At 66.2% G+C, this 24,722-nt stretch carries 22 protein-coding genes and 1 tRNA gene; 13 read left to right on the forward strand and 10 right to left on the reverse strand.

The window, feature by feature from the left end:
- Window positions 1–52: 52 nt before the first annotated feature.
- Window positions 53–1,234 (forward strand): thiolase family protein, encoded by a 1,182-nt coding sequence (locus RM531_RS09455; protein ID WP_311658879.1) that lies wholly within the window; start codon window positions 53–55, stop codon window positions 1,232–1,234.
- A gap of 1 nt (window position 1,235) precedes the next feature.
- Here the strand turns inward: RM531_RS09455 and RM531_RS09460 are convergent, their stop codons facing one another.
- The 4 genes from RM531_RS09460 to RM531_RS09475 form a co-directional block, all read right to left on the reverse strand.
- On the reverse strand, window positions 1,236–1,976 hold the full coding sequence (locus RM531_RS09460) for an SDR family NAD(P)-dependent oxidoreductase (RefSeq protein WP_311658880.1): 741 nt from the start codon (window positions 1,974–1,976) through the stop codon (window positions 1,236–1,238).
- Between the two features lie 12 nt (window positions 1,977–1,988).
- On the reverse strand, window positions 1,989–2,624 hold the full coding sequence (locus RM531_RS09465; protein WP_311658882.1) for a GntR family transcriptional regulator: 636 nt from the start codon (window positions 2,622–2,624) through the stop codon (window positions 1,989–1,991).
- 47 nt (window positions 2,625–2,671) lie between these two features.
- Window positions 2,672–3,454, reverse strand: a complete 783-nt coding sequence (locus tag RM531_RS09470; RefSeq protein WP_311658883.1) for an SDR family NAD(P)-dependent oxidoreductase — start codon at window positions 3,452–3,454, stop codon at window positions 2,672–2,674.
- Between the two features lie 128 nt (window positions 3,455–3,582).
- Window positions 3,583–4,206 (reverse strand): DUF2726 domain-containing protein, encoded by a 624-nt coding sequence (locus tag RM531_RS09475; protein ID WP_311658884.1) that lies wholly within the window; start codon window positions 4,204–4,206, stop codon window positions 3,583–3,585.
- Between the two features lie 168 nt (window positions 4,207–4,374).
- Here RM531_RS09475 and RM531_RS09480 point away from each other — a divergent pair, with 168 nt between their 5' ends.
- Together RM531_RS09480 and RM531_RS09485 are read left to right on the forward strand one after the other, a co-directional pair.
- Window positions 4,375–5,403, forward strand: a complete 1,029-nt coding sequence (locus tag RM531_RS09480; protein WP_311658885.1) for a transporter — start codon at window positions 4,375–4,377, stop codon at window positions 5,401–5,403.
- Window positions 5,404–5,534: 131 nt separating this feature from the next.
- On the forward strand, window positions 5,535–7,853 hold the full coding sequence (locus tag RM531_RS09485; RefSeq protein WP_311658886.1) for an ATP-dependent DNA helicase: 2,319 nt from the start codon (window positions 5,535–5,537) through the stop codon (window positions 7,851–7,853).
- A 58-nt stretch (window positions 7,854–7,911) separates the two neighbouring features.
- Here RM531_RS09485 and RM531_RS09490 read toward each other — a convergent pair.
- Window positions 7,912–7,987 (reverse strand) — tRNA-Ala (locus RM531_RS09490).
- A 72-nt stretch (window positions 7,988–8,059) separates the two neighbouring features.
- Here RM531_RS09490 and RM531_RS09495 point away from each other — a divergent pair.
- On the forward strand, window positions 8,060–8,683 hold the full coding sequence (locus RM531_RS09495; RefSeq protein ID WP_311658887.1) for a TIGR04282 family arsenosugar biosynthesis glycosyltransferase: 624 nt from the start codon (window positions 8,060–8,062) through the stop codon (window positions 8,681–8,683).
- Between the two features lie 67 nt (window positions 8,684–8,750).
- Window positions 8,751–9,512 (forward strand): TerC family protein, encoded by a 762-nt coding sequence (locus RM531_RS09500; protein WP_311658888.1) that lies wholly within the window; start codon window positions 8,751–8,753, stop codon window positions 9,510–9,512.
- Between the two features lie 12 nt (window positions 9,513–9,524).
- Here RM531_RS09500 and RM531_RS09505 read toward each other — a convergent pair whose 3' ends face one another.
- Together RM531_RS09505 and RM531_RS09510 are read right to left on the reverse strand one after the other, a co-directional pair.
- Window positions 9,525–10,544: a M14 family zinc carboxypeptidase gene (locus tag RM531_RS09505; protein WP_311658889.1), complete on the reverse strand. Its 1,020-nt coding sequence runs from the start codon at window positions 10,542–10,544 to the stop codon at window positions 9,525–9,527.
- Window positions 10,525–11,250 carry an LOG family protein gene (locus RM531_RS09510; protein WP_311658890.1) on the reverse strand — a complete coding sequence of 242 codons (726 nt, stop codon included), beginning with the start codon at window positions 11,248–11,250 and terminating at the stop codon, window positions 10,525–10,527. Before RM531_RS09510 ends, RM531_RS09505 begins: the two co-directional genes overlap by 20 nt.
- A gap of 130 nt (window positions 11,251–11,380) precedes the next feature.
- Between RM531_RS09510 and clpB the strand changes: the two genes are divergently transcribed.
- Window positions 11,381–13,963, forward strand: a complete 2,583-nt coding sequence (clpB, locus tag RM531_RS09515) for an ATP-dependent chaperone ClpB (protein ID WP_349255427.1) — start codon at window positions 11,381–11,383, stop codon at window positions 13,961–13,963.
- Window positions 13,964–14,155: 192 nt separating this feature from the next.
- Window positions 14,156–17,758, forward strand: coding sequence for a beta strand repeat-containing protein (locus tag RM531_RS09520; protein WP_311658892.1), 3,603 nt, complete (start codon window positions 14,156–14,158; stop codon window positions 17,756–17,758).
- 73 nt (window positions 17,759–17,831) lie between these two features.
- Here the strand turns inward: RM531_RS09520 and RM531_RS09525 are convergent, their stop codons facing one another.
- Entirely contained in the window at window positions 17,832–18,872 is a 1,041-nt protein-coding gene (locus RM531_RS09525; RefSeq protein WP_311658893.1) for a Glu/Leu/Phe/Val family dehydrogenase, read from the reverse strand.
- A gap of 162 nt (window positions 18,873–19,034) precedes the next feature.
- Between RM531_RS09525 and RM531_RS09530 the strand changes: the two genes are divergently transcribed.
- From RM531_RS09530 to RM531_RS09550, 5 genes are all read left to right on the forward strand, one after another.
- Window positions 19,035–19,625: a hypothetical protein gene (locus tag RM531_RS09530; protein ID WP_311658894.1), complete on the forward strand. Its 591-nt coding sequence runs from the start codon at window positions 19,035–19,037 to the stop codon at window positions 19,623–19,625.
- A 66-nt stretch (window positions 19,626–19,691) separates the two neighbouring features.
- Entirely contained in the window at window positions 19,692–20,411 is a 720-nt protein-coding gene (locus RM531_RS09535; RefSeq protein ID WP_311658895.1) for a MotA/TolQ/ExbB proton channel family protein, read from the forward strand.
- Entirely contained in the window at window positions 20,365–20,799 is a 435-nt protein-coding gene (locus RM531_RS09540) for an ExbD/TolR family protein (protein ID WP_349255425.1), read from the forward strand. The genes RM531_RS09535 and RM531_RS09540 overlap by 47 nt, the downstream gene beginning before the upstream one ends.
- Window positions 20,796–21,203, forward strand: a complete 408-nt coding sequence (locus RM531_RS09545) for an ExbD/TolR family protein (RefSeq protein ID WP_311658898.1) — start codon at window positions 20,796–20,798, stop codon at window positions 21,201–21,203. The genes RM531_RS09540 and RM531_RS09545 overlap by 4 nt, the downstream gene beginning before the upstream one ends.
- Window positions 21,200–21,922: an energy transducer TonB gene (locus RM531_RS09550; protein WP_311658899.1), complete on the forward strand. Its 723-nt coding sequence runs from the start codon at window positions 21,200–21,202 to the stop codon at window positions 21,920–21,922. The genes RM531_RS09545 and RM531_RS09550 overlap by 4 nt, the downstream gene beginning before the upstream one ends.
- Before the next feature lie 17 nt (window positions 21,923–21,939).
- Here the strand turns inward: RM531_RS09550 and RM531_RS09555 are convergent, their stop codons facing one another.
- Entirely contained in the window at window positions 21,940–22,884 is a 945-nt protein-coding gene (locus RM531_RS09555; protein ID WP_311658900.1) for an OmpA family protein, read from the reverse strand.
- A gap of 121 nt (window positions 22,885–23,005) precedes the next feature.
- Window positions 23,006–23,941: a hydrogen peroxide-inducible genes activator gene (locus RM531_RS09560; protein ID WP_311658901.1), complete on the reverse strand. Its 936-nt coding sequence runs from the start codon at window positions 23,939–23,941 to the stop codon at window positions 23,006–23,008.
- A gap of 119 nt (window positions 23,942–24,060) precedes the next feature.
- On the opposite strand from RM531_RS09560, the gene RM531_RS09565 reads away from it, so the two are divergent.
- Window positions 24,061–24,708 carry a carbonic anhydrase gene (locus RM531_RS09565; RefSeq protein WP_311658902.1) on the forward strand — a complete coding sequence of 216 codons (648 nt, stop codon included), beginning with the start codon at window positions 24,061–24,063 and terminating at the stop codon, window positions 24,706–24,708.
- Window positions 24,709–24,722 lie beyond the last annotated feature (14 nt).

The following is a 24,722-nucleotide window of genomic DNA, read 5'->3' on the forward strand; positions in this document are numbered from 1 at the left end:
CGGCAACGGTTTGCTATACACGTATAGTGTACGCCAATCCCCGGGTCGCACCATGACCCGCCGCGCCGTCATCATCGATCTGGTCCGCACCCCCTTCGGTCGCGCGCGCCCGGACGGCGCGCTGGCACCGATGCACCCGGTGGACCTCTACGCGCACGTCCTGGCCGCGCTGGTGGCGCGAAACGGCATCGATCCCTCGCTGATCGAGGACGTGATCACCGGCTGTGTACTGCAAGTGGGCGAACAGGCGGCCAACATCGGACGCCAGGCGGTGCTGGCGGCCGGCTTGCCGGAATCGGTGCCGGCCGTATCGCTGGATCGCAAATGCGGTTCCGCCCAGCAGGCCGTCGACTTTGCCGCCCAGGGGGTGATCGCCGGTGCGCATGACCTAGTCATTGCCGGCGGTGTGGAGATGATGAGCCGGGTGCCGATGAAGGCCAATCGTCTGGACCGGGACAATCTGGGCCCGCGTTTCGCGGCGCGTTATCCCGACGGCCTGGTCGGCCAGGGCATCTCCGCCGAGCTGATCGCGGCACACTGGAACCTGTCGCGCGACGACCTGGATGCGTACGCCCTGCGCTCGCACCAGCGGGCGGCGGCCGCTGAAGACAATAACTCGACGTCGCGCGATATCGCACCGGTCGATGTGGCCGGCAACACGGTTGACCGGGACGAGGGGCTGCGCCGCAACAGCACGCTGGAAAAGCTCGGCGGTCTGCCGCCGGCGTTCGAGTCCGAACGCATGCAGGCCCGCTTTCCCGGCATCAACTGGTCGGTAACCGCCGGCAACAGCAGCCAGGTGACCGACGGTGCCGGCGCGGTGCTGATTGCCGAGGAGAGCACGGCGTTGCGGCTGGGCCTGACCCCGCGCGCGGCGGTGACGCATTTCGCGGTCGTGGGCGACGACCCGCTGATGATGCTGACCGGCCCGATTCCGGCCACTCACAAACTGCTGGCACGGGCCGGCCTAGCACCGGACGCGATCGACGCCTTCGAAGTCAACGAGGCCTTCGCCTCCGTGGTGCTGGCCTGGCAGAAGGAACTGGGCGTCGACCCCGAGCGCGTCAACGTACACGGGGGCGCCATTGCCCTGGGACACCCGGTTGGTGCGTCGGGCATTCGCCTGCTGGGGAATCTGCTACGGGTACTGGAAGAGACGAACGGCCGCTACGGCCTGCAGACCATGTGCGAATCCGGCGGCATGGCCAACGCCACCCTGATCGAACGCCTCTGAATCACGCCATCAGATTGGCGCCGCCGTTGACGTAGACCACCTGGCCCTGGATATAGGCCGCCGCATCGGAGGCCAGCCAGTGAATGAGGCTGGTGTAATCATCATCGGTCACGCCGCGCCCGCTGGGGTTGCTCGCTGCGGCGTGTTCCACCAGCTCCCGCGCCTGCTCGCCGAACAGGGTGGTCACCGCCTGGGTTTCGACGATGCCGGGCGCCACCGCATTGATCCGAATGCCGCGCGGAGCAAGTTCCACCGCCAGGTACCGCATCAGGCTCTCGGCCAGCGCCTTGGCCACCCCGATGGCGGCATAGTTCGGGATCACCACCCGGCCGCCGCGGCTGGTCAGATAGATCACGCTCGAGCCGCGACGCATGTGCGGCAGTGCCGCCTGCACGAGATACATGAGGCTCATGCCATTGACCTGCACGGCGGCGTTGAAGGCATCGGGGTCGGCCTCCAGCACCGGGCCCGGCAGCGGGCGTACCGCACAGTGAACCAATTGATCGAGTGGCTCGCCGGTGCTGGTTACGGCAGCAAGCAGCGCCGCACAGCCAGCCGGTGTGCCAACGTCAGCAGCAATCGCCCTGGCAACCGCGCCCTGCGATTCCAGCATGGCCACCGCCGACTCGGCAGCAGCCCGGTCCTGACGGTAGTTGACGACTATCTGGCAGCCCGGCACCGCGAACGAGCGCGCCACCGCCAGCCCGATACCGCGAGTCCCGCCGGTAACGAGGACACTCATCCCGGCGTCCTGTCAGCGTTCGGCGGCCGCATAGGCTTCATCCGGCAGGGCGATCAGGCTGACGCGACGACGCCTGAGATGCAGGCGGGTGGCCCGTTCGGCCCGTTTGGCATCGCCGGCCAGCACGGCATCGGCGATGGCGCAGAGTTCCTCGTACTGGTTCTCGTGCTGCTTGCGGGTGATGTAGCCCTGAAACTGCAGCCGCAGCAGGCTGATCTGCAACTGCGGCATGATGCGGCTGAGCTCGCGGTTGTCGCCGATCGAGATCAGCAAATCATAGAAGGCACGCCGCTCCGCCAGGAATGCCATTGTCTCGCCGGTGTTTTCGTACTGACTGATCCGTTCGCGGGCCTGTTCCACCTGTTCCCGGCATCCCGGCTCGTCAATGCGACGAGCCGCCAGCTTGGCCGCCAGCCCGGTGAGCGATTCCAGGACGATCAGCGTGTCCCGCACCTCCGTGCGTGTCTGAGCGCGGATGAACGCGCCCCGGTGCCGGGTGATGGTGAGCACGCCCTCGCCGGCCAGGCGCTTGAACGCCTCCCGCACCGGGCCGCGGCTGACGCCGAGTTCGCGGGTCAGGTCGGCTTCGACCAGCCGCTGGCCCGGAACATACCGGCCATTCTCGATGCCACGGGTAATCGCGGTCATCACGCGGGCCGGCGAACTCTGTTGATCCGCCGGGTTCACGCAGTCCCCTAGATTCTTGCCAGCGTGCCGCCGTCGATCACCAGCGTAGTGCCGTTGACGTAACTGGCTTCATCCGTGGCCAGGAACAGGCAGCCCTGGGCGATTTCCTCGGGCTGGCCGGGGCGGTGCATGGGACACAGCCGGTCCGCCACCGCCTCATCGTCGAACAGGCTGACGTGGCTGGCGATCATCGGGGTGTCGATGAACCCGGGCGCCACGCAGTTGGTGCGAATGCCGTCGGCGGTGTAAGTCGCGCACATCGAGCGCGTGAGGTTGATGATGGCGCCCTTGGCCGCCGTGTAGGCATGGGCATCCGGGTTGCCGACGAAACCCAGCACCGATGCGATATTCACGACTGCGCCGCTGCCCTGCTTCTGCATCGCCTGGATCGCCAGCCGCGATACCAGATAGACCGAATCCAGATCGATGGCCATCACTTCGCGCCACTTGTCCGGCGGCGTATCTGTCACCGACCCCATCGAGCCCTCGGACTCATTGGCCCAGGAATATCCCACGCCCGCGGCATTCACAAGCACATCGATGCGCCCGTACTCGGCCAGCGTCGCGTCGATGAGTTTCTGCGCCCCGGCTTCGGACGACAGATCCGCCGCCACCACCATGCCCGTGCCGCCATCGCCGGTCACCAGCGCGAGTGTGTCGTCGAGATTCTTCTGGGTCCGCGAGCAGCCCACCACGGTGGCGCCCTGCGCGGCGAAAATCTGCATGCAGGCGCGGCCGATGCCCGTGCCGGCGCCCGTGATCACCGCAATCTTGTTCTGAAGTCTGCTCATGCCTCCTCCTGCACCATGTCGGATTTCTATCAGCTTGTGAAACCGAGTCTAACGCGAACGATCAGACAATGTTGTCCTATAATTTTGCAGCGACATCAAGGTGGACGGGCACGGAAACAGACCAGGGATTAGCGCGAGATCGGCCCCAGCGGATCGCTATCGGCGAACGTCTCATCGTCGACGGGCACATGCAGCGCCCGGCGCGGGGAAATGCTTTCGATGCTGTCGTAACGATCGTAGAGGAAGGGTTCCAGCTTCTTGCCGATAGCCGCGGCCGACAGGCCCTCGGCCGGGTCCAGCCGCACGACCGGGACGCCGGCTGCCTGACAGGCCTCCTTCAGAAACGCATCGCCGCGCCGGGCATCATTGCCCGTGTCGACCACCACCTGTGGCTCGCCGTTGCCGGCATGGCAGATCACGAACTCGAACCGCCGCATCGCCAGCCGTCCGAACGCCTGCTGCCACTGGCGGCGGGGCAAGCCCTTGCGCGGCAGCACCACCGACGCCGCCTGCACCCGGGCGAACACCTGTCCGCGCGAGCCCACCGCCTCGACCAGCTGACGGTAGAAGGTCCGGTCGTTTTCGCCCAACAGGGCGCCGGCGCGCTCGTAACCCGGCGCGGACCCGGGTCGGCCGGACCGGTGTCGCCAGAGCCGCACCAGCAGCCAGAGCGGAAGCAGAAGTACAAGTGAGGCGGCCAGCAATCGCAGCGGAAGCGATGCCGACCAGAAATCCATGAAAATTGCGTCCATGCCTGCCGTATTGCGAGAGAAACTGCCCGTCGGGGTCGGGACACTTACTTTAGCGCCATGCCCGGCCGGGAACCAACGGCAGGTGCGACATTCTGCCGCATGGTCAGTTCCGCCGGGGCCGCTTAGGCTTCGCGGCCACTACTGTCAGCCCTTCGAGAGATACCTGTCATGGCCCGTATTACCGCGCTGATCCTGATGCTGTTCGCGGCCCCTGTTTCCGCCCATGACGGCTTCGCGTTCGCCGGACCCGATGGGCACGCCCCGATTGGCGTGCATGGTGATCACGCCCACGAGACCGGGGAATGGATGTTCTCGTATCGCTACATGCGCATGCACATGGACGGCAATCGGCTCGGTCGCGATGACATCAGCCCGGCCGAGATCACCGACCCGGCCGGTCAAGGGTTCACCGTCGCGCCACTGGAGATGACCACCGAGATGCACATGCTGGGCGCCATGTTCGCCGTCAGCGACCGCTTCACCCTGATGGCGATGCTGCCCTACGTCGAGAAGGAAATGGACCATCGGGTGCGCAACGGCACGCGCTTCACCACCGAGTCGAGCGGCATCGGCGATGCCTCCATCGGCGGCATCCTGCGGCTGCATGACACCCCCCGCCACAGCCTGTTGCTCAATCTGGGGCTCAGCCTGCCCACCGGCTCCATCGATGAACGCGACGACACCCCCCGCTGCCGAATGATGGGCAACTGCCCCGCGCAGCTTCCGTACCCCATGCAACTGGGCAGCGGCACGTTCGACCCGCGCATCGGGCTGACCTGGCGCGGTGATACCGGCGTCTGGAGCTGGGGTACCCAGGCCCTGGCCACGTTCCGTCTGGGGCGCAACGACAACGATTACTCCCAGGGCGAGCTGTTCGAGGCCAGCGGGTGGCTGGCCCGGCCGGTCAGCGAGAACATCAGCCTGTCTGCCCGCCTGGCGGCCCGTGACTGGAACAATTATGACGGGCAGGACCGCGAGCTGGCGGTGGCCAACACCGGTTTCATCCCCACCGCCGAGAGCGATCGGCGCGGCGGCACCCGTGCGGATATCGGGCTGGGAATGAACTGGCAGGCCGGCGGCGGGCTGGCGGGCCACCGTCTGGCAGTCGAGCTACTTTATCCTGTGTACCAGCGGCTGGACGGGCCGCAACTGGAAAGCGACGGCATGCTGGTGGTGGGCTGGCAGTACGCGCCCTGAATACCCCGACCGCCAGACGGCATGGCATGATCGGCCGCCATGTGCGGACGCTATGCCTCCTTCATGAATGCCGCTGGCCGGCAATACCGGCAAACCGAGATCACCGATCCGACCGCTGATTGGCGCAACTCTTGAGCGCCCCGAATACCGCCAGCGATGTGACAAGTGCACCGGCATTTTCCGCATCGGTACGCGCGTTCTGCGCCTTCGTGGCCCGCCGCGGGGATCTCGACCACCGTTTCACGCCCTCGCCCACCGCGGCCCAGGGCATGGCCGGTCACGCCGCCGTGGCCAGACGCCGGCCCGGCGATTACCGCACCGAGGTGCCGATTACCGGCGTGATCAACGGCCTCCGCCTGACCGGGCGGATCGACGGGGTCGCGGCCAGCCCGCTGGCAATCGAGGAAATCAAGACCTTCCGCGGCCGTTACGATCGGATACCGGAGAACCATCGGGCTCTGCACCGGGCCCAGCTGGAGACCTATGGCGCCCTGTACTGCCGGGAACACCGGCTGGCCCGGATCGAACTGCGACTCGTGTATTACGACGTGGATCACCGACAGGAACATGCCGAGCCCTGGTTGGCCGACGCTGACGCGCTCGAGGCCGCACTGATCGAACAGGCGGACTGCTACCTGAAATGGGCCGATGCCCAGGCCGATCACGTCCGGCGTCGCAATGCCGCCCTGCGGGACCTGACCTTTCCCCATGCCCAGCCCACGGTCGGGCAGGCGCGGCTGATGACCGCCGTGGATATCGCCATCCGCGAGCAAACCGATCTGCTGGCCCAGGCACCGACCGGCGTGGGCAAGACGCTGGGCACGCTCTATCCCGCGCTGGTCGCACTCGGCAACGGGCAGCTGGACCGGCTGTTCTATCTGACCGCCAAGACCTCGGCGCAGCAGGAGGCGGTCAAGGCGCTGGACAGCGTGGCGGCGGATGAGCGGCCGTTGCCGCTGCGGCGGCTGGTGCTCACCGCCCGCGATCGCGCCTGCGAGCATCCGGACAAGGCCTGTCACGGCCAGTCCTGTCCGCTGGCCCGGGGTTTCTTCGACCGCCTGCCCGCCGCCCGGCAGGCCGCTGCGGAACATCATGAGCTCACCCCGCTGCGCCTGAAGACCATCGCCGCAGCGCACCGGATATGCCCCTACTATCTGGGCCAGGAGATGGCGCACTGGTCGGATGTGGTGATCGGTGATTATCACTACTACTTCGACCAGAGCGCCCTGCTGCACGCGCTGACCCGCGAGTACCGCTGGCGGGTGGCCGTACTGGTCGACGAAGCCCATAACCTGATCGACCGCGCCCGGGCCATGTACTCGGCCAGCCTCGACCAGGCCGACCTACGCGCGGCTGCCGCCGACCTGCCCGCCGCCGTACGGCCCGCATTACAGGCGCTGGACGGGGCGCTGTCGACGCTCGAGCCCGGCGTGGAAGACGACGCCAACGCTGACACCCGGGCCCTGCCGACCCAGGTCTACCAGACCCTGACCAGCACCGCCGCCGCCATCACCGCCTATCTCGCCCACGACCCGGACGGGGCGGACCAGGCGCTGCTGGATATCTGCTTCGCCGTGCTGGCCGTGCTGCGACTCACGGAAGCCTTCGGCCCGCATTCGTTCTGCGATATCACTCGCGCCGAACGGCAACAGGGTCTGTTCCGGGAAAACCTCACCCGGGTGACCATCGAGAATGTGGTGCCGGGCCCGCATCTGGCGCCGCGACTGCACAGCGCCGTCAGCGTGATCGCCTTTTCCGCCACGCTGTCACCGGTCTCGTTCTACCAGCGGATGCTCGGTTTCGAAGCCGATGTCCCCGTATGCGACGCGCCCAGCGCATTCCGGCGCGAGCAGTTGCAGATGCGGCATGTGACCGACATCCCGACTGCCCCGGCTATGCGCCATGCATCCGCCGCCCCCATCGCGGCCCTGATCGGCCGGGCCGTACGCCGCCGGCCGGGCAACTATCTGGTGTTCTTCAGCAGCTTCGCGTATCTGCGTACGGTGGCGGATGCGTTCGAACGGGACTGCCCCGATGTTGCCTGCCGCCGACAGACACCGGCGATGTCGGACCGGGACCGCAAGCGGTTGCTGGCGGCATTCGAACCATCCGCGCGGCAGGTTGTGTTTGCCGTGCTCGGCGGCGTGTTCAGCGAGGGCATCGACCTGCCCGGCGACCGCCTGGTGGGGGCGTTCATTGTCACGCTGGGACTGCCGGCATTCGACGATCGCAACCAACGCATGGCCCGACGCATCGAGACCCTGATGGGCGCCGGCGAGGGATACCGATTCACCTATTTATATCCGGGGCTGCGCAAGGTGGTGCAGGCCGCCGGTCGGGTGATCCGCTCGACCCGGGACGAGGGCGGCGTCTGGCTGATCGACCCGCGGTGGCGAAACCCGGATATCCAGCGCCTGTTGCCGCCGCATCTACGGGCGAGCGATCCGTGATCCGGACGGCGCAAACGACAAGGGCCCGCGTGCGCAGGCCCTTGTCGAAAACGAAACGTGGTGGAGCCGGCCGGAATCGAACCGGCGACCTCAGCAGTGCGATTGCTGCGCTCTCCCAACTGAGCTACGGCCCCAACGGCGGCGTATTCTAGCACCGATGCAAATCGCGGGTTCAACAATTCCTGCCCCGGCACCGGGAAACGGCCATGGCTGAGATTCTCATCTTCGCCCGGGCACCGATACCCGGTGCCTGCAAGTCGCGGCTGTCCCGCGGCATCGGCACGGTGCGTGCCGCCCGGGTGTACCGGGCCATGCTCATCCAAACGGTCGAAACGGCCGTGGGTACCGGCGCGGCGGGTGTTCATCTCGTGTGTGCCCCCGACACTCGTCATCCCCTGTTTCTCCAGCTCCGGCGCCGATTCGGCTGCTGCCTGCACCGCCAGCCACGGGGGGATCTGGGGCAGCGAATGCACCGCGCCCTTACCGGGCAGCTTCGCCGAGGCGCCGGGCCCGTTCTGCTGGTTGGCAGCGACTGCCCGAGCCTGAACGTGGCTGATCTGGACGATGCCCTGGCGGCACTGAACGCCGGCCACGATGCCGTACTCGGTCCCACCGAAGACGGCGGCTACGCGCTGGTGGGCCTGCGCTCACCCGCCGCGCGCCTGTTCCGCGGCGTCACCTGGAGCACACCGCGCGTGATCGGCCAGACGCGGCACCGCCTGCGTCGGCTGGGCTGGCGCTGGCAGGAGACGCGGCCGCTGGCCGACGTCGACCATTCGCGAGACTGGTACCGGGCTCGCCGTGCCGGCTGGTTAGACCACCCGGACTAGGCCACTCACGTGGCCGGCCGAATGCGATAGAGTCGCGCGGATACGTCCGTCTCACCAGGGATATCTCATGGAGCTTCTTGCCGACCCGAACGTCTGGATCGCTTTCCTGACGCTGGCCGCGCTGGAGATCGTTCTGGGCATCGACAACATCGTGTTCATCTCGATCCTGGCCGGCCGGCTGCCCGTAGAGCAGCGTCAGAAGGCCCGCATGATCGGCCTGTCACTGGCTCTGGGCATGCGGGTGGTACTGCTTCTGTCGATCGCCTGGATCATGGGGCTGACCGAGCCGCTATTCGCCCTGGGCGGGTTCGAAATGTCCTGGCGCGACGTCATCCTGATCGTGGGTGGCCTGTTCCTGCTCGGCAAGAGCACGCTGGAAATCCACCACAGCCTGGAAGAAGGCGGCGAATCGGACAGCGGGTCCGCCAAGGCCACGGCCACCATGGGGGCGGTGATCGCCCAGATCGCGGTGCTGGACATGGTGTTTTCGCTGGACTCGGTGATTACTGCCGTCGGTCTGGCCGAGCATGTGCCGGTAATGATCGCGGCAATCGTGGTGTCCATCGTCGTGATGATGGTGGCGGCGGGTCCGGTCGGCCGCTTTGTCGACGATCACCCCACGGTTAAGATGCTGGCGTTGTCGTTCCTAATCCTGATCGGCGTGACGCTGATTGCCGAGGGGTTGTCGTTCCACATTCCCAAGGGCTACATCTACTTCGCGATGGGCTTTTCGCTAGGGGTGGAAATGCTCAATCTGCGCTTACGCGCCAGCCGCAAGCGGGCGCCGGTGAAGCTGCACAATCGCTATCGCGAGGGCGAGCCGGAGTAGGCGTGGCTCGGATCAGCCGCCCGAGGCGCGTTCGTCGCGTCGACGCTGCGCCTGCCGCACATGCGGCGCGATACTGCTGTCCAGCCACCGGGTGAGGTCCCGCCACATCGCGCGGGCCTGATCCGCCGCCGGCATGCGGGTAGCGTGGGTAAGCTCCACCGTCACCACGGGGATATCCAGATACCGGGCGCCGTAATTGCCGAGTGATCCCGGAAACACCCCGAGACGATTCAGCTCGAGCGGACCCAGGCGCGGGGGCGGCGCCGGTTCGCCGTCGTAATCCAGAACCCCGTAGGGCGCATGGAGGGTGACGATGACATCCGGCCTGTAGTGCTCGATCTCGTCGACCAGCCACCGGGTTTCCGGCTCGCTGGCCGCCGCATCGCCGGGGAAACGCCGTTCACTCCGCCCGGTATCACGCCAGTAATCGCGGCTGGCGGTTTCCCACCCCGGCGTGGGCAGGTTCCGGTTCAGATCCACGCCGTTGGCGTTCACTCGTCGCGCCGGCCGGGCAAACAGGCCATCCGGATTCATCGCCGGGATGATGCGCCAGTGGTAGGCACTGCCGGCTGCCTCCAGCCAGGACAGCCACTGGAATACCAGACTCACGGAGGTGAGTTCGTCCCCATGGGTGCCGCCGATCAGCAGCACCCGGCCCCGCGGCGTCTGCTCACTGGCCGGTACCGGCCGAACGGTAATCGGCCGCCCGTGCACGGATTCATGGCCGGTCAGCTCGAAACCGCTGGCGCAATCGGCTTTCGACACGCTGTGCAGGCGATCGGCCAGTGCCGTGCACCAGTCATCGAGCGCCGCAGCGGCATCGGCGGTTACGCTTTCGGGGTCGGGATAGGCCTCGGCGAACGCCAGTTCGCTTCCTTCATGCGGCAGCGTGACGGGCGGTGTTTCGGGAACGGACACGTCCGGCGCCTGGCGCTCGAATGCCGCATCGCGACTGCAAGCCGACAGGGCCAGCAGTATGGCGCACAGAAGCGCCGCAGCACGATGGCCGCCGTTACGCCTCAGGCTCGACATCCGGAAGCGCGTCACGCAACACCTCGAAAGCCTCGTTGACATGGTCGACCATGTGAATCAGTTCGCGGTCGTCCCGGCTGATCAGGCCCATCTCGACGAATACGTCGAAATCGATCAGACGCCGCCAGAATTCGCTGCCATAGAGAATCACCGGCATGCGGCGCTGCTTGCCGGTCTGGATTAGTGTCAGCACCTCGAACAACTCGTCCATGGTGCCGAAGCCGCCGGGGAAGATGACCAGCGCATGCGCCACGTTCATGAACCAGAACTTGCGCATGAAGAAGTAGTGGAACTCGAAATTCAGCGGCTCGCTGAGATACGGGTTGGCCGACTGCTCGTGCGGCAGCGAGATATTCAGCCCCATCGACAGCGATCGATCGACATCGGCCGCGCCGCGGTTGGCTGCCTCCATGATGCCCGGCCCGCCACCGGTGCAGATGAAATAGCGCTGACCCGGATCGTGCGTATCGATGGTCCAGCGGGCCAGCCGGGCGGCCAGCAGCCGGGCCTGATCGTAGTAATCCACGCTCTCGTTCACCGGATCGTGACGGCCGGGCTTCAGCCGCGCCGAGCCGAAGAAGATCAGTGCGCGATTCACCTGCTGGGCCTGCAGCCGATCCTTCGGCTCCAGGTACTCCGCCAGGATCCGCAACGGCCGGGCCTCCGGCCCCATCATGAACTCGGGGTTCTTGTACGACTTGGTCATCGATTACCTCGGTCGCGATCGTTTTTCGTGTCCGGCACCGCTTGAAAGCCCGGGCCGCGCCCGCAAGTTATCCACAACTGTAAACGGCGCCCGGCGCCGGTACCGAATTGCGAGGACGCACCACATGCGAATGGACAAACTCACGAGCAAATTCCAGCAGGCGCTGATGGAAGCGCAAAGCCTGGCCGTCGGCCGCGATCATACGCAGATCGAGCCCGCCCATCTGATGCTCGCGCTGCTCGATCAGCAGGGCGGCAGCGTACATCAATTGCTGGACAACGCCGGCGTGGATGTGCGCGGACTGCGCGCCGGCCTGCAGCAGGCACTGGAAAGCCTGCCCACGCTGCAGCAGGCCACCGGCAACGTCGGCGTGAGCAGCGAGCTCAACCGCCTGCTGAACCTGACCGACAAGGCCGCCCAGCAGCGCGGCGACGCCTATATTTCCAGCGAGCTGTTCGCGCTGGCGGCGGTCGACGACAAGGGCGCCATCGGCAAGCTCCTGCGCAATTCCGGGGCCAGCAAGAACAACCTGAGCACCGCCATCGATAAGGTCCGCGGCGGTGAGGCCGTCAACGACCCGAACGCCGAGGAACAGCGCGGCGCCCTGGACAAGTACACCATCGACCTGACCGAGCGGGCCGAACAGGGCAAGCTGGACCCGGTGATCGGTCGTGACGAGGAAATCCGTCGCGTGATTCAGGTGTTGTCCCGCCGCACCAAGAACAACCCGGCCCTGGTGGGCGACCCCGGCGTGGGCAAGACCGCCATCGTGGAAGGGCTTGCCCAGCGCATCATCAATCGCGAGGTGCCCGAGGGGCTGAAGGACAAGCGAGTCCTGTCGCTGGACCTGGGCGCGATGCTGGCCGGCGCCAAGTACCGCGGCGACTTCGAGGAGCGACTCAAGGGCGTGCTCACCGACCTGTCGAAACAGGAAGGCCGGATCATCCTGTTCATCGACGAAATCCACACGCTGGTCGGCGCCGGCAAAGCCGAGGGCGCGATGGACGCCGGCAACATGCTCAAGCCGGCCCTGGCCCGCGGCGAGTTGCACTGCATCGGCGCCACCACGCTGAACGAATATCGCCAAAACATCGAAAAGGACGCCGCCCTGGAGCGACGCTTCCAGAAGGTGCTGGTCGATGAGCCGGATATGGAGGACACGGTCGCCATCCTGCGCGGCCTCAAGGAGCGCTACGAGGTCCACCACGGGGTGGACATCACCGACGGCGCCATCATCGCCGCGGCGAGGCTGTCCCAGCGCTACATCACCGACCGCAAGCTGCCGGACAAGGCGATCGACCTGATCGACGAAGCCGCCAGCCGTATCCGCATCGAGATCGACTCCAAGCCGGAGGAACTGGACGTGCTCGATCGGCGCCTGATTCAGCTCAAGATGGAGCGGGAGGCGCTCAAGAAGGAATCCGACGAGGCCTCGAAGAAGCGGCTGGAGAAACTCGAATCCGACATCGAGCAGGCCGAACGGGAATATGCCGACCTGGAGGAAATCTGGACCGCCGAGAAGGCAACGCTCACCGGCGCCGCCAGCCTCAAGGAAGAGCTCGACCGCGCCCGCCACGAAAAGGATGCCGCCCGCCGGGCCGGCGATCTGAACCGCGCGGCGGAGTTCGAGTACGGCCGCATCCCGGAACTGGAGAAGAAACTCGCCGAAGCCCAGGCCGCGGAGGCCGATTCATCCGGCAACCGCCTGCTGCGCAACAGCGTCACCGAGGAGGAAATCGCCGAGATCGTGTCCAAATGGACCGGCGTGCCGGTTGCGCGAATGCTCGAAGCCGAGCGCGACAAGCTCCTGCGCATGGAAGAGGCGCTGCACGAACGGGTGATTGGCCAGGACGAGGCGGTCACGGCCGTGTCCGACGCGATTCGCCGGGCCCGCTCCGGGCTGTCCGACCCCAACCGGCCGATCGGCTCGTTCCTGTTTCTCGGCCCCACTGGCGTGGGCAAGACCGAGCTGTGCAAGGCCTTGGCGACCTTCCTGTTCGACACCGAAGAGGCCATGGTCCGCATCGACATGTCCGAGTTCATGGAACGCCATTCTGTGGCACGGCTGATCGGCGCCCCGCCCGGCTACGTCGGCTACGAGGAAGGCGGCTACCTGACCGAAGCCGTCCGCCGCAAGCCCTACGCTGTGATCCTGCTGGACGAAGTCGAAAAGGCCCATTCGGAGGTCTTCAACATCCTGCTCCAGGTGCTGGACGACGGCCGCCTGACCGACGGCCACGGTCGCACGGTGGACTTTCGCAATGCCGTGATCGTGATGACCTCCAATCTGGGCAGCCAGCTGATCCAGGAACTGGCGGGCGAGGACGAGTACGACGCAATGAAGGAGTCGGTGATGGAAGTCGTCGGCTCGCACTTTCGCCCCGAGTTCATCAATCGCATCGACGAGACAGTGGTCTTCCACCCGCTGGGGCGCGAGCAGATCCGCTCCATCGCCCGCATCCAGATGCAGCACCTGGAAGCCCGACTCGCCGAGCGCGACCTCCGCATCGACATCAGCGATGCCGCGCTGGACAAGCTGGCCGAGGCCGGTTTCGACCCCGTCTACGGTGCCCGGCCCCTCAAGCGGGCGATCCAGACGCAGATCGAGAACCCGCTGGCCAAGCGTATTCTGGCCGGGGAATTCAGCGCCGGTATGTGCATTCAGGTAAACAGCGGAGAGGACGGCAGCCTGGTGTTCCGGGAAGCCGCCTAGCCGGGCGACGAATTCCTGCGGACCGGGGCGGCCTGCGGTTTGACAGGTCGCCCACCCTCTGGCTTGCTTAGGCGTTAAACTCGCCTTACAACCAATACGCTAGGGGTATTCGCCATGCGCCGGGGAACATCACGCGCCTTCCTTCGCCCGTTCATCTCGAACGCTGTTTTCGCGAGCTTGATCGGGGCGGCTGTGTTCGCTGCCACAGCCAACGCGGCCACCTTCACGGTAACCACCACCGCCGACAACGAGGTCGACGATGGTGAGTGCACGCTGCGTGAGGCCGTTGCGCTCGCCAATGGCATTCCGGGGGGCGAGGACGCTTGCGTTACCAACGGTTCCATGGGTGATGCCGACGGGGACATCATCAACTTCGATGATGTGGATCTCGCAGGCGAGGGGCAGATCGTTGTCCTGACGGAAGGTAGCTTGCGTATCGAGGATGACGTCACGATTGACGGATTCGTGGAAGCGCCGCAGTCCGGCGGATTACTCGGCGCTCTGGTGGACGGCCTCGGTTCTCTACTTGGTCTTCTCGGCGATAGCGCCGATGACTCGATTGACGAGAACCGCATGGCCATCAGCGGCGGCGAAAGTGCTCGCGTGTTTTTCGTCGACACCGACACGAGCGCGGCCGGCAATAGCGGCAGCGTGACGTTCCAAAACCTGATCGTGGCCAACGGCCTCGCCGCCGCAGGTGATCCCCAGAACGGCAACGGTGGCGGCATTCACAACACCACTGGTACGGGTGCATCGTCGAACAGCCTGACACTGATCAACACACTCGTGGCCGGCAACGAATCCACCGCGGACGCGCCCGGCGAAGGCGGCGGCGGCATCTTCAACAGCGGCAACCTGGTCCTCGAGGACTCGAATATTCTCGGCAACAGCGTGACCGGCCTCGCCGGTAACGGTGGCGGCATTCTCAACGCCGGCAACCTGAACGTCACTGATGGCAATATCAGCGGCAATACGGCGTTTCGCGCCGGCGGCGGCGTTGAGCAACTGGACGGGAGCGCCACCTTCAGCGGAACCGCATTCGCGCAGAATAATGCCGGCGGCAATGCACCAAACCCCGGCAATGGCGGCGCCGTGCACGTGACTGCCGGTGATACCGAATTCACCAATATTACAGCGACCGGGAACATCGCCGCCCGAGAAGGCGGCGCGCTGTGGAACAACGCCGGCCAGACCATGACGGTCACCAACGGCACCTACACCAACAACATCGCCTCGGGACCCGCGGCAGACGACGGTGGCGGCGCGCTGTTCAACAACGGCGGCGTCCTGAATGTGGATCAGGCCGACTTCAGCAACAACCAGGCCGATGGCGAGTCCGGCAGTGGCGGCGCCATCTTCAATGGCCGGACCGAAACCAGTGCCGGGCAGCTGACCATCAACGGCGGTAATTACAACGGCAATGCGGCGGTTCGCGCCGGCGGCGGCATCGAAGACGCCTCCGGCAATACGGAGAATCTGCGGATTTCCGGCATCACGGCCGACGGCAACCGCACCGGCACTGTTGGCAATACACCGGCCAATCCCGGCAATGGCGGTTTCCTGCACGTGAGTGACAGCACCGGCGTCACCACGATTGAAGTCTTCGGCGGCACTTATCGCAACAACACCGCGGCCCGGGAAGGCGGCGCGCTGTGGAACGGCGCCGGAACGATGATCGTCGAGGACGCGGTCATCCAGACCAACACCGCCAGCGGTGATGCAGCCGATGATGGCGGCGGCGGCATCTTCAACAACGGCGGCACATTGACCATCCGGGATAACACCACGATCGACGACAACCGCGCCGATGGCGACCTCGGCAGCGGCGGCGGCATTTTCAACGCGGTCGACGGCACAGTGGACATCACCAGCAGCAGCATTACCGGAAATCGCGCCAATCGCGCCGGTGGCGGCATCGAGGACGCATCCGGCGTCACGGCGAACGCCGTGACGCTGACCGACGTCACGCTGAGCGGTAACAACGGCGGCGACAACCCGGGCAACGGTGGTGGTCTGCACGTGACCGGCAACGGCAACATCGTGGTGATGAACAGCACCATCCGGAACAACACCGCGGCCGAAGGCGGCGGCCTCTGGAACAACGCTGGCGAAATGTCCGTCACTGACTCGATTATCGAGAACAACACCGCCAACGGCGACGCCGCCGATCAGGGCGGTGGCGGCGTATTCAATCAGGCTGGCACGCTCATCATCACCAGCAGCGCCCTGAACGGGAATGATGCCACCGGTACGTCCGGTAGTGGCGGCGCGGCCTTCAACGACGGCGATGCCGATGACGGTGTAACAGCCACGCTGACGATCGACCGTAGTTCGATCTTCGCCAACACCTCACAGCGCGCGGGCGGCGGTATCGAAAACAACGCCGGCAGCGTGGAGATCACCCGGACCGTCATCGGCGGCCTGGATGAAACCCGCGGCAACATCACCGGCAACACCCCCGGCAACGGCGGCGCCCTGCACACCACGGGTGCCGGCGACGTAACCGTGGATGACAGCGCCATCGTGTTCAACACGGCCTCCGAGGGCGGCGGGCTGTGGAACTCGGGCGCCGGCACCCTGACGGTGGCCAACTCGACCGTTTCCAACAACATGGCCACGGCCAGCAGCACGATAGCCGGCGGCCTGCGCGGCGGCGGCGGCGTTTTCAATGACGGCGGCACCACCACGCTTATCAATGTGACCGTCACCCAGAATGAGTCGGTGACTAATGGTGGTGGCATCGCCAGCGTGGACGGCGCCTTCATCACGGCCAACAACACCATTATCGATAACAACAGGATCGATAACGCCGGCACCAACGACGGGCCTGATGCGTTCGGCGACGTAACAGCGGATAGCAGTTTCATCGGCAATACGTCCGGCGCCAATGTCACCGGGGATGTTCTGACCGGTGACGCACAGCTCGATGAGTTGACCGTGTCCGGCAATACCCTGATTCACGTTGCCCCCTTCGGCAGCCCGGCCGTCGACGCCGGCAACGACACCATTTGCGACGCGGCGCCAATCGACAATCGGGATCAGCGCGGCGTGGTCCGCGATTTCGATGGCGACGGTAATGGCATTGAGGGTTGTGATATCGGCGCAGTGGAGTTCACGCGAAATCCGGTTCTGACCCTCACCGGAAATGGTCCGGCCGAAGTACCGGCGATATCAGGCGACGAGAACGTGACGGCCCTGGCCTTCACGCTGACTAATAATACGGTCGAATCAGTGGATGTCGACGGCTTCAATGGCACCGTGACGGGCGATGTGAGCACCAACATCGCGGATGCCGAGGTCTATCTCGACAACAATGGCAACGGCAACCTGGATGCCGGTGAAGCCAGCGCCATGCCGATCGGGAATGTCCAGATCAACGCGTCCGGGCAATTCTTCGTCACGCTGAATCCGGAACGTACTTTGATGGCGGACGGCGGCGACGAGAGCTATATCATCGTGATCGATATCGCCGCGGACACCAGTACCGCCATGACGTCAAGCAGTTCCATGCTGTTCGCCGGTGGCGGTCTGTTCCTGGCTCTCGCATCGCTTGGCGGTCTGCGGCGCCGAATCGCCTGGCCCCTCGCTGCTCTGGCCCTGGCGGTAGGACTTAGTGCCTGTGGCGGCAGCGGCGGCGGTGGCGGCGGTGGTGGCGATGACGGCGGCGGCATGATGCCCCCGACCGGCAATCTCCAGTTCACCCTGATGCAGGTCACTGCAACCGGGCAAACCGGCAATGCGGTAGCCGACAATCTGCCGCTGGAAGGCCCAGCCGTTACCATTTCCAGCGAATAACTGAAGAAGGCCGAAGGCCGGCCACCTCCTTACGAGGCGGCCGGCCGTCTCTTTCTCGGATTCAGGCCCGTGTTCAGCGACCGCGGAGAAGGCCCTGAGCACGGGCAACCGCGATACCGGCCGTGTTCTGCCGTGACTCGCGAGACTCGCCGAAAATCTCCGCCAGCGTCTGCTCGATGTCCATCACCCTGCCCCGAACCCGCTCCGGTGAATAACCTCCGGGCGCCAATTCATCCCCCACGTTGATCACGCCGCCGGCGTTGATCACGAAATCCGGGGCATAGACGATGCCGCGTGCTGCCAGACGATCGGCGTCGGCCTCGGTCGCCAGCTGGTTATTGGCGCCACCGGCCACGGCGCGGCAACGCAGCGTCGGGATGGTGGCCTCATTCAACACCCCGCCAATCGCGCAGGGCGCCAGCACATCGACTTCCGCGGCTAGTATCTGATCGGCATTCACGATCTCGGCGCCCAGTTCGCGGGCCTCGGCAACGCCGTCGGTATCAGTATCCGCTGCGATCACGCGAGCGCCCGCGTCGATCAGGTGCCCGATAAGACCCAGCCCCACCTTGCCGCAGCCCTGTACCGCAACGGACAGACCACGCATGCCGTCGCCCAGTCCCGCGGCGCGGACCGTGGCGCGCATGCCCACGAACACACCCAGGGCGGTATGCGGCGAGGGATCACCCGATCCGCCAGCTTCGCGCGACCGGCCCACGGCGAACTCGGTCACCTCGTTGAGCACCGCGATGTCGGCTTCCGCCATGCCCATGTCCTCGGTGGCGACATACCGACCGGCCAGCCCTTCCACGATACGGCCCATGGCGAGGAACGCGGCGCGGCGATCGGCGGGCAGTGGCCCCAGTATCACGGCCTTCGCGCCACCGAACGCCAGACCGGCGCAGGCATTCTTGTAACTCATCGCCTGCGATAGCCGCAGCACGTCGTCGACGGCATCGGCTTCGCTGTCGTACTCGCGGATGCGGATCCCGCCGAGTCCCGGCCCACGTGTGGTGTCGTGAATGGCGATGATCGTGCGCAACCCGGTGTCACGGTCGCGAGTGAACAGCAATTGTTCATGGTCGGATGCCTGGATACGCTCGAGTATTGCCACCGTTTGCCCTCTCGGATCGGAAATGCGGTGATTGTGGCCATGGCCGGCAACCGGTGTCGACTGGAACCGTCGGCCGCGGGGCTTGTCTTGACGTAGACTAGGGCCTGACATACCGAGGTACGGGCTCGCGGGATCATGTCGGCCTGCTCAAGGAGTACCACCATGCCCATTCATCGTTCACTGGCCCTCATCGCCTTGCTGCTCTGGGCCGTTTCCGGGACCGCCGAGGAATCATCGTCCGACCAGCCTGTCGCCGATGAGCAGGCCCCCGTGATACCGGCCGACGCCGGCAACGCGGAAGACGGCCCGGATCCCGGCCCCGACCGCGCCGAGGGGCGTTCGCCGAGCGAATCGGCCGCCGCAACCGACAAGCCCATGGGCGATACGCAAGACGACGACGGCCCGCGTCAGGTCCGACTGGAACTGAACAAGCTCTCCGCCCTGGATGACGCTTGCCGCGCCTACGTCGTGGCGCGTAATCAGACCGAGGCGGATTTCGACCAGCTACGCGCGGACGTGGTGATGTTCGATGCCGACGGCATCGTCAACAAGCGCCTGGCGGTGGACCTGGCGCCACTGCCCGCCGGCAAGACCAGCCTCAAGGTATTCGACATCGGCGGCCTGGCCTGTGACGACATCGGCCAGATGCTGCTCAACCAGATCCTGGATTGCCGCGATGCCGACGGCGACCGCGAAAACTGCCTGGCCGATATTTCAGTCCGGGCCCGTGGCCCGGTACCATTCATCAAGTAGCGTGACGTACACGGCGGAAGCCGGCAGCGCGCACCCGCGGCAATCGCTTTTCCGCTTGGAGGGGGCATGAACGATTTTCTGAGCCGGGCCGAGGCCTGGGCTGGTGGCGTACTCGAGATGATTGCGCTGGGCGGTCCGGTGGTGGCCCTGCTTATCGCCATGTCGATCCTCGCGCTGACCATCGTGCTGCTCAAGCTCTGGCAGTTCTCGGCCATGCGCGTCGGCGACCGCCGCACCGCGACAAGCGCCCTCAAGGTGTACCGGGCCGGCAGCGCCGGGGACGCGGCCGCCATCGCCGGCAAATCGCGTAACCCGGTGGCGCAGGTGCTGGCCCGCGCCATCCGCGGCAAGCACCGCGTAGACCTGGCCGATGAGCTGGTTCGTGAGGAAGTGCTGCGCTATGGCGCGGATCAACTGGAAACCCTGCGCAGCCATTTCCGCCCGCTCGAGGTGATCGCCTCGCTGGCGCCGCTGCTGGGCCTTTTCGGCACCGTGCTCGGCATGATCGAGGCGTTCCGGGATCTGGAAGCGGCGGGCAGCCAGGTCAACCCGGCGATCCTGTCCGGGGGCATCTGGCAGGCGCTGCTGACCACCGCGGCCGGCCTCGCGGTGGCCATGCCGGTGATCGTGGCCCTGAACTGGCTGGAGCGGGTGGTGGACCGGCTGGCCCACGACATGGACAACGTCGTCACCCAGGTTTTCACCATGGATCTGTCACGGGCCCCCGCCGTGCACGGCCATGAGCTCGACCCCGAACGCGTTGAAGTCCGCCCGCTTGGCGAATAGTCCGGCGCGCCGCCGGCCGCTGGTAGGGCTGACACCACTGATCGACGTGGTGTTCATCCTGCTGCTGTTCTTCATGCTGGCATCGAGCTTTCTCGACCTGCATTCGATTGCACTGGACGCTCCCAGCCGCGGCGGGGGGCAACCCACCATGGAGGGCGCGCTGCTGGTGGAAGTCCGCACCGACGGCATCCGGCTTGGCGGTCAGTACGTCACGCCGCAGGGCCTGGCGCGGCGGGTCAGCGCGAGACTGGAAGACAACCCGGACCGCCGCGTGCTGGTGCGGCCGGCCGAGGGCGTTTCACTGCAGGACGCGGTCGCCGTGCTCGACCGACTCACCGCCGCGGGCGCGCGCAATCTGTCCATGCTCGGGGGCGACGGACCGCGATGAAATTTCCCCGCTCCCGCCGACCACGTAACGAGGACGAGCGGATTCTGCCGCTGACCAATATCGTGTTCCTGCTGCTGATCTTCTTCATGCTGGCCGGGCGCCTGGCCACTCCCGACCCGCTGCCGATCGAGCCGCCGGAATCCGAAAGCGAGGACCCGGCGCGCGCCGAAGGCGTGCTGGTCCAGATGATGACCGACGATCGGGTGGCCATCGACGGCGATGTCGTACCGCTGGCGGAACTCGCCGAACGGGTCGGCCGGCAGCGAACCGGCGACGATGCCCCCCGGGTCCGCCTCAAGGCAGACGGGGCCGTTGCGGCCACGCGCGTGGTGGCGGTGATGCAGCAACTGCACGACGCCGGCGTCGATGAGTTGCGTCTGTTGACCACCAGCGCCTCGCCATGACGGCGCTGCCGCTGCGCCGGCACTGGCTGGGCGCCGGCCTGCTGGCCGCCCTGCTCCATGCCGGCATCGCCGCACTGATCATGCTACTGGTGCCGAACTCGCCCAGCGCCCTGGTCCCATCCGAACAGGGCGTGAAGATCAACCTGGAATCGATGGGCGACGCGATGAGCAGCGCGGCCGCCCCGGCACCGGAGCCGGTAGAGGCGGTCGAGCCCGACGTGCCGGCACCCGACGTGGCGGAGGCCCCGACCCGCGACAATCCCGTGCCCGAGGCCAGTGATCAGGATGTGCTCGCGGCATCCGCGGCGGACCAGCCAAGTGCGGAGACGGCCGACCCCACCGTCCCGTCGGAAACAGTCGAAGCGCTCACGATCACGCCGGATGCCACCCCCGAGCCGGAGACCCGCGAACCGACCCGTGGCGGCGGCGACCCCACCGAGGCCTACATCGACACCGTGCGGGGCTGGCTGTCAGACAACAAGCAGTATCCGGAACAGGCGCAGCAGCGCGGCGACGAGGGCGTCGTACGCATCTATTTCGTGGTGGATCGCGAGGGCAACATCCTCGAATACCGCATCCTGGAAAGCTCCGGCATCGCCTTGCTCGACCGTGAGGTCGAGGCGCTCATCGACCGGGCTCAGCCCCTGCCGGCCATGCCCGATGACCTGCGCCGGAACCGCATCGAGCTCGAGGTCGACATCGAATTCAGTCTGAACTGACGGCTGTCGCCGCGGCGCTACCAGACCACCAGTTCGACCCGGCGGTTGCGGGAACGGCCATCCGCGTCGCTGTTGCTGGCCGCCGGCGAGGTGAAACCCACGCCCCAGGGCTTGAGACGGCCGCGGGTCACATCCTGATCGCCGACCAGCGCTTCCACCACGGCCTCCGCCCGCCGTCGCGACAGATCGATGTTGTACTCTAATTCGCCGCGGGTATCGGTATGCCCGACCACCAGCAGACGCAGATCGGGGCGCTGGCGCATCAGCTTGCCGATCTCGGTGAGCGTGGGGTCCGAGGCATCCCGCAACCGAGCACTGTCGGTATCGAAATAAATGCCGTAGAGCGCCACCCGGCCCTGCTCGTCCAACCGCCGACCCATTTCCTCGGCATCCACCGTGATGGCGGAGAGTTCTCGAGGACTGGCGTCAATCACGTCAACCAGGGTGAATACACCCTCACCGGCCGCCGAGGCGCTGCTCTGGACCGCCACGAAACGGTCGCCGCCGGGCCGATCATCGCGAGCCGCCAGGTAGCCCACCGCGCCGGTATCGAGAATGAAGCGCTCGGCGTCATGCCGGCCGCCGGGGCTGGCCTGCAGGAACGCGGGACCGCCACAGGCCTCGTCGGCGCAGCGGAACACGATCTCGAATCCGGCCTCGCGCAGGTCCCCGGCCATGGCATCGAGCACGGCCTCGGGTGACTGATCAGCCGGCGAGCGGTAGACGCGCCGGGACAACGGGCCGTCGACGGTCCGGGTCGCCGCGAGATTGGCGTCAATGCCGCCCGGATCCTCTGCCGGCGCGATGATCAGATCGTAGGTGGCCTGCGGCCGTGACTCGTCGCTGACCGTCTCGGCGGCCCCGGGCGCGGGCACGTCGGCGGACTGGGCCCACGCGGTACCGCACATGCCGAGCAGGAGCCCGAGTCCGGTCACAAGCGGCGGCGTCGGAAACAAGCGCATCAAGTCTCTCTTCATCTGGGCAGGATTGCCGCCTGCATTATCGCAGCGGCCGGGCGAACAGCGTAGCCGGGAACGCCGGGCGTCGCATCCCGGTGGGCATCGGCAACCGGCACGCAATCTCTCACGGCCCCGCCGCCACCACCACATGGTCAGCCAGATCCCGGGCGCAGATCTGGCGAATGATGCCGGCCAGCTGCTGATACCAGTGCCGCTGGGCCGAGCGCGGCCGCCAGGCCAGCACGATATCCCGGCTTGGCGTGTCGAATGCGGCCTCCAGGCGGATCACGTCATGGCGCGGGCCGATCTCCGAACGGATATAGAGCGACGGCAGGAACGACACGCCCAGGCCGGTGCCGATCATCTGGCGCAGGGTGTCCAGGCTGGTGCCCTCGAAGTCGCGCATCAGGCGGAAACCGTAATCGCGGGCGACGCCCTGCACCTGCAGGAACGAGCGGTGGCGCTCCTCGATCACCAGGAAATTCTGATCCACGCAATCGGTCGGCCGGACCTGCGGGAGGTCCGCCAGCGGATGATCCGGCGCGGACACCAGATGCATTTGCTCGCTGAACAGCGGCGTCGACGCCATGTCGCGATCCTCCAGCGGCGCCGAGGCCAGAATCAGGTCGTACTGGCCGTCCGCCAGGCCGGCCTCGAGTTCCCGCGGGCCATCCTCCTTGACGAAAATGCGCAGTGCCGGAAAGCGCCGATGCAGTTCCGGGATCACGTCGGGCAGCAGATACGGCCCCAGGGTGGGCAACACACCAAGCCGATGCGTGGCCGAGGGTGAATCCGCCGCCTCGCGCGCGAAATTGACGATTTCCCGACTTTCCCGCAGCAGCCTATCCACGTGCGGCAACAGGGAACGCCCGAGGGCGGTGACCAGGGCACCCGAACGCGAGCGCTCGATCAGCGAAATGCCCAGCGTTGCCTCGAGCGCGGCCAGCTGGGCCGTGAGGGTGGGCTGACTCACGCCGAGGCGCAGCGCCGCACGCCGAACACCGCCGTGTTCCGCCACCGCGGCAAAGCAACGCAACTGCTTGATGGTGGGCTCGGCCAAGCGGCTTCCTCATGTGATCGTATTCTACGATCATAATTTATCAGAACTTATGACTTACGCGATTGCCAGATGTTGCCTAGCCTGCCGCACTAATTGTCTTTCCGCACAAAGGTTTCGACATGGACAAGATTCTCGACGGCATCGAACGCTTCCAAGGGGAGCGTTTCGCCGATTACCGCGAACTGTTCGCGGAACTGGCCGGCGGCCAGTCACCGGCAACACTGTTCATCACCTGCGCGGATTCCCGCGTCGATCCCAGTCTGATCACCGGCGCCGACCCCGGCGACCTGTTCGTCTGCCGCAATGCCGGCAACATCGTGCCGCCCTATGGCGGGGGCGCCGAGGGCACGGCGGCGTCGGTGGAGTATGCCGTCGGCGCCCTGAACGTGCGTGACGTCATCGTCTGCGGCCATTCCGGCTGTGGCGCCATGACCGGAGCACTGGCGCCGGAGAATCTTTCCGGGTTCCCGCAGGTCGGCCAGTGGCTGACCCACTGTCACGCCGCGGTGACGACGGTGCGCCATAACCATCCCGAGCTCGACGGCGCGGATCAGCTCGACCGGGTAATCGAACAGAACACGCTGGTCCAGCTGCAGCATCTTCGCACCCATCCAGCGGTGGCGGCACGACTGGCGGCCGACGGTATCCGGCTGCATGCCTGGGTCTATGACATCGGCAGCGGGCAAATCCGCGCCCACAACCCGGACCGCGACGCCTTCGAGCCGCTGGACCGGGCATACGCCAGCCTGCGCGAGAACGCGGGCTGATTCCGCAATACGGA

Source organism: Spectribacter acetivorans (assembly GCF_031846305.1).
Lineage (GTDB): Bacteria > Pseudomonadota > Gammaproteobacteria > Nevskiales > Salinisphaeraceae > Spectribacter > Spectribacter acetivorans.